Origin of the sequence: Micromonospora siamensis (genome assembly GCF_900090305.1) — a bacterium.
In the GTDB taxonomy this organism is placed as follows: domain Bacteria; phylum Actinomycetota; class Actinomycetes; order Mycobacteriales; family Micromonosporaceae; genus Micromonospora; species Micromonospora siamensis.
This window is the reverse complement of record NZ_LT607751.1, coordinates 5,939,175-5,952,420: the sequence shown is the minus strand read 5'-3', so window position 1 is coordinate 5,952,420 and position 13,246 is coordinate 5,939,175. Positions and strand designations below refer to the sequence as shown.

The 13,246-nt window shown below is 73.6% G+C and carries 12 protein-coding genes and 2 pseudogenes; 7 read left to right on the top strand and 7 right to left on the bottom strand.

Annotated features, from left to right (window positions below):
* Positions 1-2: 2 nt before the first annotated feature.
* The 4 genes from GA0074704_RS27215 to GA0074704_RS27200 are packed head-to-tail and all read right to left on the bottom strand — an operon-like array spanning position 3 to position 5,797.
* The gene (locus GA0074704_RS27215; RefSeq protein ID WP_088973110.1) at positions 3-1,880 is read right to left on the bottom strand and encodes an ABC transporter ATP-binding protein; all 1,878 of its coding nucleotides are present in this window, start codon (positions 1,878-1,880) and stop codon (positions 3-5) included.
* On the bottom strand, positions 1,877-3,718 hold the full coding sequence (locus GA0074704_RS27210) for an ABC transporter ATP-binding protein (RefSeq protein ID WP_088973109.1): 1,842 nt from the start codon (positions 3,716-3,718) through the stop codon (positions 1,877-1,879). The genes GA0074704_RS27215 and GA0074704_RS27210 overlap by 4 nt, the downstream gene beginning before the upstream one ends.
* Before the next feature lie 37 nt (positions 3,719-3,755).
* A complete protein-coding gene (locus tag GA0074704_RS27205; RefSeq protein ID WP_088973108.1) occupies positions 3,756-4,280 on the bottom strand; it encodes a methylated-DNA--[protein]-cysteine S-methyltransferase in 525 nt (174 codons plus the stop codon).
* Positions 4,277-5,797, bottom strand: coding sequence for a DNA-3-methyladenine glycosylase 2 family protein (locus GA0074704_RS27200; RefSeq protein WP_088973107.1), 1,521 nt, complete (start codon positions 5,795-5,797; stop codon positions 4,277-4,279). Before GA0074704_RS27200 ends, GA0074704_RS27205 begins: the two co-directional genes overlap by 4 nt.
* Positions 5,798-5,997: 200 nt before the next feature.
* Between GA0074704_RS27200 and GA0074704_RS27195 the strand changes: the two genes are divergently transcribed.
* On the top strand, positions 5,998-6,492 hold the full coding sequence (locus tag GA0074704_RS27195) for a hypothetical protein (RefSeq protein ID WP_231926698.1): 495 nt from the start codon (positions 5,998-6,000) through the stop codon (positions 6,490-6,492).
* Between the two features lie 173 nt (positions 6,493-6,665).
* Here GA0074704_RS27195 and GA0074704_RS27190 read toward each other — a convergent pair.
* Positions 6,666-7,436: pseudogene (locus GA0074704_RS27190) on the bottom strand (EamA family transporter); the annotation flags it as partial.
* Between the two features lie 52 nt (positions 7,437-7,488).
* Between GA0074704_RS27190 and GA0074704_RS27185 the strand changes: the two are divergent.
* The 6 genes and pseudogenes from GA0074704_RS27185 to GA0074704_RS27160 all read left to right on the top strand — a co-directional run.
* A complete protein-coding gene (locus tag GA0074704_RS27185) occupies positions 7,489-8,031 on the top strand; it encodes a MarR family winged helix-turn-helix transcriptional regulator (protein WP_231926697.1) in 543 nt (180 codons plus the stop codon).
* A gap of 62 nt (positions 8,032-8,093) precedes the next feature.
* On the top strand, positions 8,094-8,825 hold the full coding sequence (locus tag GA0074704_RS27180) for a Type 1 glutamine amidotransferase-like domain-containing protein (RefSeq protein WP_088973105.1): 732 nt from the start codon (positions 8,094-8,096) through the stop codon (positions 8,823-8,825).
* A gap of 70 nt (positions 8,826-8,895) precedes the next feature.
* Entirely contained in the window at positions 8,896-9,981 is a 1,086-nt protein-coding gene (gene ychF, locus GA0074704_RS27175) for a redox-regulated ATPase YchF (RefSeq protein ID WP_088973104.1), read from the top strand.
* A gap of 215 nt (positions 9,982-10,196) precedes the next feature.
* Positions 10,197-10,691, top strand: coding sequence for a GNAT family N-acetyltransferase (locus GA0074704_RS27170; RefSeq protein ID WP_088973103.1), 495 nt, complete (start codon positions 10,197-10,199; stop codon positions 10,689-10,691).
* Between the two features lie 266 nt (positions 10,692-10,957).
* Positions 10,958-11,500 (top strand): GNAT family N-acetyltransferase, encoded by a 543-nt coding sequence (locus GA0074704_RS27165; RefSeq protein WP_088973102.1) that lies wholly within the window; start codon positions 10,958-10,960, stop codon positions 11,498-11,500.
* Positions 11,501-11,703: 203 nt separating this feature from the next.
* Positions 11,704-11,919, top strand: a pseudogene (locus GA0074704_RS27160) (glyoxalase/bleomycin resistance/dioxygenase family protein); the annotation flags it as partial.
* A 23-nt stretch (positions 11,920-11,942) separates the two neighbouring features.
* On the opposite strand, the gene GA0074704_RS27155 reads toward GA0074704_RS27160, so the two are convergent.
* Positions 11,943-12,131 carry a hypothetical protein gene (locus GA0074704_RS27155; protein WP_088973101.1) on the bottom strand — a complete coding sequence of 63 codons (189 nt, stop codon included), beginning with the start codon at positions 12,129-12,131 and terminating at the stop codon, positions 11,943-11,945.
* 81 nt (positions 12,132-12,212) lie between these two features.
* Positions 12,213-13,217 carry a CehA/McbA family metallohydrolase gene (locus GA0074704_RS27150; protein WP_088973100.1) on the bottom strand — a complete coding sequence of 335 codons (1,005 nt, stop codon included), beginning with the start codon at positions 13,215-13,217 and terminating at the stop codon, positions 12,213-12,215.
* Between the last annotated feature and the right edge of the window lie 29 nt (positions 13,218-13,246).

Sequence of the window (13,246 nt, the reverse complement as noted above, 5' to 3'; positions counted from 1 at the left end):
GTTCAGAGCAGCGACTCGCGCCACTGCCGGTGCAGGGCCGCGTACCGGCCGCCGGCCGCGGTGAGCCGTTCGGGCGGGCCGTCCTCGACGATCCTGCCGCCGTCGACGACCAGCACCCGGTCGGCGATCTCGACGGTGGAGAGGCGGTGCGCGATCACCAGCGCCGTCCGGTCCCGCAGTACGGTGGCCAGCGCCCGCTGCACCAGCCGCTCGCTCGGCACGTCCAGCGACGAGGTGGCCTCGTCGAGGATCAGCACGCGCGGGTCGGCCAGGAACGCCCGGGCGAACGCGACGAGCTGCCGCTGCCCGGCGGAGAGCCGACCGCCGCGCCGGTGCACCTCGGTGGCGTACCCGTCGGGGAGGGCGGCGATGAAGTCGTGCGCGCCGATCGCCCGGGCGGCGGCCTCGACCTCGGCGTCGTCGGCGTCCGGCCGGCCGAACCGGATGTTCTCCGACACCGAGCCGCTGAACAGGTGGTTCTCCTGGGTCACCAGGACCACGGCCCGGCGCAGCTCGGCGTCGGCCAGGTCGCGCAGGTCGACCCCGTCGAGGCCGACGGTGCCGGTGACCGGGTCGTGGAACCGGGCGACCAGCTTGGCGATGGTGGACTTGCCGGCGCCGGTCGGCCCGATCAGCGCCACCGTCTGCCCCGCCGGGACCGTCAGGTCCAGCCCCGACAACACCGGCGCGTCGGCCCGGTAGCCGAAGCCGACCCCGTCGAAGCGCAGTGCGCCGCGGCCCGGGCCGGCGGGCAGCGGCACCGGCCGCGCCGGTTCGGGCACCCCGGGCGGCTCGTCGAGCACCCCGGCGAGCTTCTCCAGCGCGGCCGTCGCCGACTGCAACGAGTTGTAGAACTGGCTCAGCTCCTCCATCGGCTCGAAGAAGCGGCGCAGGTAGAGCAGGAACGCGGCGAGCACCCCGACCGCCATCCCGCCGCCGAGCACCCGGGCGCCGCCGTAGCCGAGCACCACCGCCACGGTGACGTTGCCGATCGCCCGGATCCCCGGCGAGAAGATCGCGATCAGCCGGAACGCCCGCAGGCTCGCCTCCCGGTAGTCGTCGTTGACCGCGTCGAAGATCCGCTGGTTGCGCCGCTCCCGCCGGTACGCCTGGACCGCGCGGATCCCGCGCAGCGACTCGACGAAGTGGACGATGACCAGCGCCACCGCCTCCCGGGTGCGCCGGTAGGCCGCCGCCGACGAGCGGGCGAACCAGCGGGACAGCAGCAGCAGGAACGGGAAGGCGAGCAGGGTCGCCGCGGCCAGCGGCGGGTCCAGCCAGAGCAGGATGCCGGCCACGGTGAGCACCGACAGCGCGGAGACGACCAGCCGGTCGATGCCGCCGTCGACCAGTTCGGCGATCGAGTCGAGGTCGCTGGTCAGCCGGGAGACCATCCGGCCGGAGGTGTACCGCTCGTGGAAGCCGACGGACAGCCGCAGGAAGTGGTCGTACACCCGGCGGCGCAGCTCCAGCAGGACGGCCTGGCCGATCCGGGCGGAGAGGGTGAGGAAGCCGCGCCGGGCCGCGTACTCGACTCCGGCGGCCAGGCCGAACGCGACGGCCAGCGCGACCAGCGGTCGCGGGTCGCCGGCCCGCAGCGGCGCGATGCCCCGGTCGATGCCGAGCATGACGAGGTAGGGCCCGGCCATCGCGGCGGCGTTCTGGGCCAGCAGCAGCGCGACGGCGCCACCCAGCCGGCGGCGGTGCGGGCGGAGCAGGTCGCGCAGCAGCACCCGGCTGCGCGCGCGCAGCCGGGCCACCGCCTCCGGCGAGGCGTCCTCGGCGCGGCTGCGGTCGGCGTCCGGGTCGGTGGCCCGGCCCCGCCACCGGGCCAGCTCGGCCGCGTCCCCGGCCGCCGCCCCGGCGTGGTCGGCGGTCACGACCGCACCAGCCCGGCGCCGTTCGGCTTGCGGGGCGACGGCACCGCAGGCCCGGTCCCGCCGGGGCCGGCGGAGAGCACCGCGCGGTACGCCGGGACCTGTGCCAGCAGCTCGGAGTGGGTGCCGGTGGCGACGATCCGGCCCCCGTCGAGCAGCGCCACCCGGTCGGCCAGCGCCACCGTGGAGGGGCGGTGCACCACCAGCAGCGCGGTGGTGTCCGCCAGCACCCGGCGCAACGCCCCCTCGACCAGCGCCTCGGTCTGCACGTCCAGCGCGGAGAGCGGGTCGTCGAGGACCAGCAGCGCCGGCCGGCCGAGCACCGCGCGGGCCAGCGCCAGCCGTTGCCGCTGGCCGCCGGAGAGCGACAGCCCCTGCTCACCGACCCGGGTGGCCAACCCCCACGGCAGCTCGTACGCGAAGTCCGCCTGGGCCAGCGCCAGCGCCGCCCGGACCTCGTCCTCGCCGGCGTCGGGCCGGCCGAGGGTGAGGTTCTCCCAGACCGACATGGAGAAGAGAGTGGGCTCCTCGAACGCCACGCCGACCAGCCGGCGCAGCGAGCCGAGCCGCAGGTCCCGCACGTCGTGCCCGTCGACGGTGATCCGCCCGCCGGTGACCTCGTGCAGCCGGGGTACCAGCGACAGCAGGGTGCTCTTGCCGCTGCCGGTGGCGCCGACCAGGGCGAGCGTCTCGCCCGGTTCGACGGTCAGGTCGACCTGGCGCAGCACCGGGGCGGTGGTGCCCGGGTAGCGGAAGGCGACCTGCTCGAAGACGAGCCGGCCGCGCACCGCGGCGCGGGACAGCTCGACGGCGTGCGGGGCGTCCACGATCGACGGGGCGGTGTCGAGCACCTCGTGGATCCGGTCGGCGGCGGTGGCGGCCTCCTGCCCGTTGGCGATGATCCAGCCGAGCGACTGGACCGGCCAGATCAGCATGAGCTGGAGGCTGACGAAGGCCACCAGCTGGCCGACGGTGAGCCGGCCGTCGGCGACGGCGGCGGCGCCGAGCACCAGCACGGCCCCGAGGGTCAGGTTGGGCACCAGGTCGAACAGCGCCGACGTGCGGGCCAGCAGCCGGGCCTTGGCGACCCCGGTGTCGTGCAACGTGCGGGCGCTGCCGGCGAACCGTTCGGCCAGCTGCGGCCCCCGCCCGTACGCCTTCATGGTGCGCAGCCCCTGGGCGGTCTCCTCGACCAGGGTGGCGACGTCACCCTGCTGGTCCTGCATCCGGCGGGACGCGGCGTGGTAGTGCCGGGCGAACCGGCGGCTGATCAGGAACAGCGGGACGGCGCTCGCGGCGACCAGCAGCCCCAGCCCCGGGTGCAGCCGGATCAGCAGCACCACCACCGCCAGGTAGGTGGCCACGTTGAGCACCAGGAAGAGCAGGCCGAAGGAGAGGAACCGGCGGATCACCGACAGGTCGCTGGTGATCCGGGACAGCAGCTGGCCGGACTGCCACCGGTCGTGGAAGCCGGCCGGCAACCGTTGCAGGTGGGCGTAGACGTCGGCGCGGATCGCCGCCTCCATGCCGACCGACGAGGACGACTGGGTCCACCGCCGGATGAAGATCAGCACGGCCTCGGTGAGCCCGAGCAGCAGGGCCAGCGCGCCGAGGCGGAGCACACCGCCGGTGTCGTGCCGGGCGATCGGCCCGTCCACCACCCGCTGGGTGAGCAGCGGAACGGTCAGGCTGGCCGCCGTGGCCGCCAGGGCGGCGGCCAGCAGCCAGCAGAACTGCCCGGCGTACGGGCGCAGGTAGGGGCGCAGCCGCAGCAGGTTGTGCAGCGGGCGCGGGCGGGTGCCGCCGCTGGGAGTGCGGTCACCGTCGATGCGCGCAGGCACTACCCGACGGTAGCGGCAGTAGCCGACAGTTTCGGTGTCAGCTTGCCGTCATCGCGGGCACCTTGCCCTGCTCGTGGGCGAGCAGCCACCGCTTGACCGGCAGTCCCCACCGGTAGCCGCCGAGCGTCCCGTCGGTGCGCAGCACCCGGTGGCAGGGCACGAAGAGGGCGACCGCGTTGCGGGCGCAGGCCGCCGCCGCCGCCCGTACCGCCAGGGGGCGTCCGGCGCGGGCGGCGAAACCGGTGTACGTCACCGGTCCGCCCGGCGCGACCTCGCGCAGCACCGCCCAGGCGTGCCCCATGAACGGGCCACCGGTGTGCTGACGGACCGGCACCGCGTCGATCGCGGTCAGCTCGCCGTCCAGGTAGGACGCCACGGCCCGGTCGACCGGCCCGAGGTCGGTGCGGGGTCGCAGGTCACCGCGCAGGCTCGGGTGCATCAGCGGGAGCAGGGTGGCCGGGTCGGCGGTGAAGCCGGCGGCGCGTACCGCCCCGTCGGGGTCGGCGAGGACGCTCAACGGTCCGGCCGGGGTGTCGATGACGGTGCTGTCCAGGGTGGTCATGCCGCTCTCCAGAGTCGGATGGTCGCGTACGACCGCCAGGGGCGCCAGCGGTCGGCGTACGGGTCGAGGGTGGTCGGGTCGTCGGGCAGGCCGAGGGCGCGGGCGCCCCGGCGTACCGCCAGGTCGGTGGCGAGCAGGACGTCGGGGTCGCCGAGGGCGCGCATGGCGACGTAGCCGGCGGTCCACGGGCCGATCCCGGGCAGCGCGGTCAGCCGCTGTACGGTCTCCGCCCGGTCCCCGGCCCCGTCGAGGTCGACCTCCCCGGCCACCACCGCCCGCGCCAGCCCCCGGATCGTCTCGCGCCGCCCGACAGGCATCCGGAACCCCGCATCCGGCACCTCCAACACCTCCTCCGCGCCCGGAAACCCCCGCAGCCCACCCGCCGCCGGGCTGCCGCCCGGCTCGCGTTGATCATGAAGTTTGCGTCGGTTTTGGAGATCGACATCGCCGCTAACTTCATGATCAACGCCTTGGGCGGGGGTGGTGAGGTGGTGGAGGAGGTGGGTGAGGGTGGTTCTCGCCGAGGCCAGGGAGACCTGTTGGGTGGTGATGGCGCGCAGGGCCATCTCGAAGCCGTCCACCGCTCTCGGGAGGCGGATGCCGGGTTCCTCGACGACCAGCGCGGCCAGGGTGGGGTCGGTGGAGAGGGTGGCGTCGATCGCCTCGGGGTCGGCGTCGAGGTCGAGCAGGCGGCGGCAGCGGGCCACCGCGGGGGCCAGGTCACGCATGTCGGTCAGCCGCAGGGTGGCGGCGACGTGCCCGTCCGCCGGGGTCAGGGCCGCCTCGCCGGTGCCGTGCGGCAGCCGCAGCCCCCGGCGGTACGTCCCGTCGCGGACCTCCTCCACACCGGGCAGCGCCCGCACCGCGAGGAAGTCCAGCAGCGCGTCGGCGTGCAGCGGCGGCCGGTACGCCAGGCGCAGCGTGATCGTGCCCGCCCCGCCGGCCGCCGGTCGCCGCCCGCGCGCCGTGCGCAGCTCCGACGGGGGTACGCCGTACACCTCGCGGACCGTGTCGTTGAACTGCCGGACGCTGCCGAAGCCGGCCGCGAACGCGATCTCGGCCATGCCCATGGCGGTGGTCTCGATCAACGTGCGGGCGGTCTGCGCGCGTTGCGCCCGGGCCAGCGCGAGCGGTCCGGCGCCCAGTTCGGCGTGGAGCATCCGGTGCAGGTGCCGTTCGGTGTAGCCGAGCCGTTGGGCCAGCCCCGGTACGCCGTCCCGGTCGACGATCCCGTCGGCGATCAGCCGCATCGCCCGGCCGACCACGTCGGCGCGGACGTCCCACTGCGGTGAGCCGGGGGCGGCGTCCGGTCGGCAGCGGCGGCAGGCCCGCAGCCCGGCGCCCTGCGCGGCGGCGGCCGACGGAAAGAACCGGACGTTGCGCCGCTTCGGGGTCATCGCCGGGCAGGACGGCCGGCAGTAGATCCCGGTCGACGTCACGCCGGTGTAGAACCAGCCGTCGAAGCGCTGGTCACGGCTGTCGACGGCGCGGTAGCAACGCTCGAAGTCCAACTCCACGCCAACGATGATGCCCCCAGTTCAGGGTGGGTGGCTGGCGGGATTCGGACCTGGCCGTGGCGGCCGTCGTCCGCGCCGTGCCGAGCCGGCCCGCCCGTCCCGGACGCGAGAAAGTGTCGGTAGTGGTCGGTACCGTCGGCGTTCACCAACTTCAGAAAAGGTGCGGGGATGGCGAGCGTGGCCGGGCGAGGTGCCCGCTGATGCGGTCGGAGCGGACACAGCTGGACCGCGCGGTGGTGCAGGGTCTCTACGACCGGATGCGGGTGGTGGCGTCGGCGGCGTACGGCGCGATCGAGCGGGACCGGGCCGGCGACCCGGAGCTGCCCTTCGCGGAGACGGCCTGCGGCCGGCTGGCCGGTTCGCTCGACGGTCCCGGGCTGCGGGCGCTCGGCATGTGGGCGCACCACTGGTGCATGCGCTTCTACGACGACGACACCCGGGTCGGCCTGCGGCTGGTGCGCGAGATCGCCACCCGCTCCGGGCTGGGCTGGACGGCCGACGAGGTGTGCTGGCTGCTCGAACGCTCCTACGCGGCCGGCCCGGCCGCCGCGCACCGGTTCACCCTGCCGCTCGCCGCCGCGGCCGAGTTGCCGCCCGGCACCCTGCCGACCACGGTCGACGCCGGTGGCACGGCGGGCGGCGCCGAGGATGCGGCAGCGGGTGGCGGCGAGGCGGACTGGCGCTTGGCGGGCTGACTGCTCCCGATCCGCCCACCTCGCTCCGCCCATCGGAGCCGCGCCGCCCATCGGAGCCGTCCGGCCCGCTGGATCCGTGCGGCGCGCCCGGTGCCGGCCGGCAGCTGGGCGGCGATCATCGCCGCGACGGCGAGCGCGAAGCCGCCGAGCTGGGCCGGGGTGAGCGCCTGCCCCAGCACCAGCCAGCCGAGCGCGGCGGCGGTGAGCGGGCTCAGCGCCCCGAGCACCGAGACCTGGGTCAACGGCAGCCGGGCCGCGCCCCGGAACCACAGCGCGTACGCCAGTGCGGTGCCGGCCAGCCCGAGCCAGGCGTACCCGAGCAGGGCCGGGCCGTCCGGCGCGGGCGGCGGGCCCTCGACGGCGACCGCGACCGGCACGATGAGCAGGCCGCCGGCGGTGAGCTGCCAGCTGGTGGCCGCGAGGCCGCCGGCCCGGGGCGGGCGCCCCCAGCGCCGGGTGAGCACCAGGCCGGTGGCCATCGCCGCGGTGGCGACCAGCCCGGCGGCGACGCCGATCGGGTCGGTGCCGGCGTCCGGCCGGAGCACGACCAGCGCGACGCCCAGCGGGGCGGCCGTCGCGGCGAGCACCGCCCGCGGGTGCGGCCGGTCGCGCAGGACCAGCACGGCCAGCCCGGCCACCAGCAGTGGTTGGGCGGCGCCGAGCACGGCGGCGGTCCCGCCGGGCAGCCGGTACGCGGCGAGGAAGAGCAGCGGGAAGAACGCGCCGATGTTCAGCGCGCCGAGCACCGCGGAACGCCACCACCAGGAGCCGTGCGGCCGGTGGCGGGTGAGGGCGAGCAGCAGCAGCCCGGCCGGGAGGGCGCGGATCACACCGGACCAGAGCGGCCGGTCCGGCGGCAGCAGTTCGGAGGTGACCAGGTAGGTGGTGCCCCAGGTGGCGGGGGCGAGGGCGGTCAGCGCCACGTCGGCGGCACGGCGACTCATCGGTCACCCCTTTTCTCTCGACGCTAAGTAGCTTAGCGCTAAGCTATTTGCCGTGGGGTCGGAGGTGGGGTGCGAGGTGCGGCACAATCCGGTGGTGGCCGAGCGGGACGACGTCGACGTGATCGTCGAGCAGTGGCGGCGGGAGCGCGCCGGAATGAGTCCCGAGCCGATGGCCGTCTTCGGCCGGATCTACCGGCTGGCCCGGCTGGTCGGCGACGCGCAGGAGAAGGTCTACGCCGGTTGGGGGATCAGCCGGGGTGAGTTCGACGTGCTCGCCGCGCTGCGCCGCGCAGGCTCGCCGTACGCGCTGGCCCCCAAGGCGCTCGCCGCCGGGCTGATGCTGACCTCCGGCGGGATGACCGGCCGGCTGGACCGGCTGGAGCGTTCCGGCCTGGTCCGGCGTACCCCCGATCCGACCGACCGGCGCGGGCTGCGGATCAGCCTGACCGACCAGGGGCGGCGGGTCGTCGAGGAGTCCGCCGACGCCGGCCTGGCCGTGCAACGGCGGATCCTGGACGCCCTGCCGGCGCGGGATCAGGAACACCTGGGAGACCTGCTGCGTGCCCTGCTGGCCGCCGCCGGGGCGGAGACCTGACCGCGCCGGCCCGACCCGTGCCCGCTGCATGACCACCACCACCGAGGGGAAAGAGGAGCGCCGTGCCCGCCAGTGAACCCACCATCGTCGCCACCAGCATGGGCTTCTCGCCGAGCGGCCGGGGCCCCTGGGTGGCGGCCCCCGGCCCGGTCTTCGAGCTGATGGCCGAGCTGTCGGGCGCCGCCGAGCCGCGGATCTGCTACCTCAACCAGGCCGTCGGCGACCAGCCCACCTCGCTCACCCTCTGGTACGGCGCGTTCGCCGGCACCCGCTACCGGCCGTCGCACCTGGCGCTCTTCCCGATGCCCAACGTCGACGACATCCGGGCCCACCTGCTCGCCCAGGACGTCGTCTGGGTCGGCGGCGGCAGCGTCGCCAACCTCTGCGCGGTGTGGCGGACGCACGGCCTGGGCGAGATCCTCCGCGAGTGCTGGGAGGCGGGGGTGGTGCTCGGTGGCGTCTCCGCCGGCTCGATCTGCTGGCACGTCGGTGGCGCCACCGACAGCTACGGCCCGCGGCTGCGCGCCTTCACCGACGGCCTGGGCTGGCTCCCGTACGGCAACGGGGTGCACTACGACAGCGAGAAGCAGCGCCGGCCGCTGATGCACCGGCTGGTGGCCGACGGCACCCTGCCGACCAGCCACTGCACCGACGACGGGGTGGGGCTGGTCTACCGGGGCACCCGGCGGGTCGAGGCGGTCGCCGAGCGCGCCGGGGTGGCGGCGTACGAGCTGCGTCGGGGCGACGACGGCACGGTGACCGAGACGGTGATCACGCCCCGGGTGCTCGGCTGAGCGGTCCCCGGCCCGCCGGCGGCTGTGCTGGTCGGAGCCGGGCCGGGTCGGCCGCGTAGACTGGCCGCCCGTGAGCCTCACCATCGGGATCGTCGGCCTGCCCAACGTCGGCAAGAGCACCCTGTTCAACGCGCTGACCAAGAACGACGTGCTCGCGGCGAACTACCCGTTCGCCACGATCGAGCCGAACGTCGGCGTCGTCGGGCTGCCCGACGAGCGGCTGGGCAAGCTGGCGGAGATCTTCTCCTCGCAGAAGGTGCTCCCGGCGCCGGTCTCGTTCGTCGACATCGCCGGCCTGGTCCGGGGCGCCTCCAAGGGGCAGGGCCGGGGCAACGCGTTCCTGGCGAACATCCGCGACGCCTCGGCGATCTGCCAGGTGGTGCGCGCCTTCTCCGACCCGAACGTGGTGCACGTCGACGGCAAGGTCTCCCCGGCCGACGACATCGAGACGATCAACACCGAGCTGATCCTCGCCGACATCCAGACTCTGGAGAAGGCGCTGCCGCGGCTGGAGAAGGAGGCCAAGCTCCGCAAGGACCGGGCCGCCGCCGTCCAGGCCGCGAAGCAGGCCGTCGAGGTGCTCGACGGCGGCACCACCCTCTACTCCGGGGCCGCCGCCGCCAAGATCGAGCTGGAGCACCTGCGCGAGCTGCACCTGCTCACCACCAAGCCGTTCCTCTACGTCTTCAACGTCGACGAGGCCGAGCTGGGCAACGCCGAGTTCCTCGACGAGCTGCGCGCGCTGGTCGCGCCCGCCGAGGCCGTCTTCATGGACGCCAAGATCGAGTCCGAGCTGGTGGACCTGCCCGAGGAGGAGGCCCGCGAGCTGCTGGAGTCGATCGGGCAGTCCGAGCCGGGGCTGGACCAGCTGGTCCGGGTCGGGTTCCGCACGCTGGGGCTCCAGACGTACCTGACGGCCGGCCCCAAGGAGGCGCGGGCCTGGACCGTCCCGGTCGGCGCGACCGCGCCGGAGGCCGCCGGGGTGATCCACAGCGACTTCCAGCGCGGCTTCATCAAGGCCGAGGTGGTCTCCTACGACGACCTGGTCGAGGCCGGATCGATGGCGGCGGCGAAGGCCGCCGGCAAGGTCCGGATCGAGGGCAAGGAGTACGTCATGCAGGACGGCGACGTGGTGGAGTTCCGCTTCAACGTGTAAGCAGGGGCCCCCTGTCAACGCGGCGCATTCGGTATAGCAGGGGCCCCCGCTTAACAACTCCGGTTCGGATCTTACGGGCGGGAATCGGCAGCGTAGGCGGGGGTCTTCGGGTAGCCCCGGCCCGCTCGACGGCTGCCGAGCGGATCAGCGAGGTCGTGGACTCCGTCGCCGGATACCGAGTTGCCTGCTCGCCGCGCCCGCGGAACCCTCTCCGCGTGATCGAAACACGTGTGCTCGGCGAGGGCGACTGGAAGATGTGGCGGGAACTTCGGTTCGCTGCGCTGGCGGAGGCCGGGTACGCCTTCGGTTCCCAGCTGGCGGACTGGCAGGGCGACGGCGACCGCGAGGAACGCTGGCGCGATCGACTGGCCATCCCCGGCTCGTACAACATCTTCGCCATGCTCGACGGGCAAGCCGTCGGGATGGCCAGCGGGGTGCCGACCGACCACGATGAGGGCATCGAACTGATCTCGATGTACGTGGCACCTGCGGGGCGTAGCCAAGGCGCGGGCGACCACCTCGTGCGGGCGGTCGAGCACTGGGCCCGGCTGGTGGGCGCGCGGACGCTGCGGCTGGCCGTTGTGGAGGGCAACCAGAACGCCTGGGCCCTCTACCAACGCAACGGCTTCCGTGACACGGGTGAACTCGGCGATCTCATGCCCGACGGGGTGCGCCGCGAGCACGTCATGACCAAGAGCCTCGTGGGTTAGCGTCGGGCCGTCGGTCGAGGGCCTCGGACCGCGGGCATGCGGGCGAGCCGCTCGGTCGATCCCGGCGTCAGTGCCGCCGGCCGGGAGTTGATGGAGGCTGGGCAGGAAGCCGGCACCGCTGGCGCTCCGACTCCGGCCACGGTCCGTGGGTGGTTGCGCGGTCCATCCCGCCAGCCATCGTCCCGGGCCCCTTCACCCCCATCTCAAGTACGTTCTCAGACTGTAAATGAGTTGTCGTGTCTGTTGGATGCTGCCAGGGTTCGGCGGTGATCATTCGACGCGAACTCGACCATGACGCAGAGGCGATCCGGGTCGTGACTGCAGCCGCATTCCGGGGCCTTGACCACAGCGCCCCACCGGTGGAGCCCGGCGGCGATCCCGGTGAAGCGACGCTCGTGTCGTGGCTTCGCGCTGACGAGAGTTGGATCCCTGAGCTGTCGTTGGTCGCGATCGAGGACGATGAGGTGGTCGGTCACGTGCTCGCGACCCGCGCCCGCGTCGATGCCGAACCAGCTTTGGCCCTCGGCCCGGTCAGTGTGCTCCCGCATCGCCAACGGGCCGGGATCGGCTCGGCGATGATGCACGCCGTCCTCGGCGCGGCCGACGCGCTCGGCGAGCCATTGGTGGCGCTGCTAGGTGACCCGAACTACTATCACCGATTCGGGTTCGTCCCTGCGCAGCAGTACGACATCCACCCACCCGATGCGTCGTGGGGGACGTATTTTCAGGTTCGCGCACTCACCCACTACAACGGGCAACGCGGCCGATTCCACTACCCTGCGCCCTTCGACCCGAAGCGATTCGGCTGAGTGCGTGCTTGAGATGTTGATCGGGGCCAACTGAAGGTCCGGCGAAGTTGACTTCAGGATGACGTTCGTATTCGCGGGGCCCTTCGGCGTGCCGACAGACGGCCCACCGACTCGAAGGAGCCCGACGTGAGCAACCCCCGCGAAACCTTCATCCGCGACGGGCTCATCATCGAGTAGCGGGACTACATCGACCCCATCGCAAGCACTCCGGCCTGATCACGCTGGAGGAGAACGACACCGAGTGCTGCTACGCCCTCCAGGACAAAGTCTGGGTGCGGGGTCCAGGCGACGAGCCGTGGGAGGTCTACACCGTCAAGGCCGATTCGCCGCAGTTGGGGAAGGCCGTCGAGAGCGCCGGCTGCACGACCGGCACCGAGGCGGCGCCGGCCACCACCGGGGCGGCTGCGAGCTGCTGCTAAACGGCCGCCTGCGGGTGGCGGGGTCAGGCGAAGACGAAGTGCTGCTGGCCGGGCATCCCGGCCGCGCCGACGGTGGCGAGCAGGTGGCGGTCGGCGTCGAGGCGGTAGGTGCACGGCCAGTACGCCTGGCAGTCGCGGCAACGCCGCGGGTCGTCGTCGTGCTGCCGGTGCTGCTCTGCCAGCGTCCGCCAGAGTTCGGTCTCGTTGTCCATTCCGTTCAGATACCCAGTGAACGGCCCGCTCAGCCCTTCTTCCGCCGGATTGTTCGGGCGGTCGCTACCAGTCGGCAGCGTTCAGTTCAGCACGACGGGGTTGGTGAGCGCCGCCATGGTGCGATCCGGGTGGCGTACCTCGACGCGGACGAACGCCGACGCGTCGGCGGCGGTGTGCCACCGCACGGTGCCCGTGCCGTCTTCGGGCAACGACTCGCGGTGCGCCGTGCCCCGCTCGGTGTGGAAGCTGACCAGCCCGGACGGCACCCCACGGACGCTCACCCGTACCTCCGCCGGGTCGCCGGCGGTCTCCAGCCGATCACCGATTCCGGCGCTGCGATCTCCGGCGGAGACCGTCAGCTCCAGTTCGACGGCGGCCGATTCGGCGATCCAGCTCCGCCCGGCGCGGATGCCGGCCAGGACCGCTTCCGTGCTCAGCTCCTCGGCCAGCACGACGGTGTGCGGTGTGCCGAGCTGGCCGGCCACGTGGACGTCACTGTTGCCCAGCGCCGGCCGCCACCGCCCGCCGTGGATGTCGGCCGCGAGGCCACGGCCCCATTCCGCCAGCGCCGCCTCGTTGTCCGCGTTCCAGGGCAGGTCCGAGGTCCACCGCCCGTTCCACACCTCGACCACGTCGAACTTCCCGTACGGGTACATGAACACCCCGCAGGGGTACGGCGCGTGCGGGTGGGCGGCCACGCACAGGCCACCTACCCGGGACACCTCGCGCAGCTGCCCGTCCACCAGGCCGTCGCGCACTCCGTACCGCCAGTCGACGACCTGTTCCGGTTCGAGGCCGAGCGCGAGCCAGTGCCCGGTCCGGGTGACGACCTCCTGACCCAGGATCACCAGCAGGTCGTCGGCGTACGGAGCCCAGTCCCGGTGCCCGGCGCAGTTGTTGTGTTCCGTGGTCGCCACGAAGTCCAACCCGACGGCCCGGGCGTCCGCCGCCAGCTGGTCGGGTGTCAGCTCCCCACCGTTGGAGTGCGTCGAGTGGACATGGCAGTCCCCCCGGTACCAGTCGCGTCCTCGACCGGGCACCTGGTCCGGCGGGAACTCCGACGTCGGCCCATCGGTGACTGCCATCCCGGCAGCGTAGTAACTCGGTTGGCGCG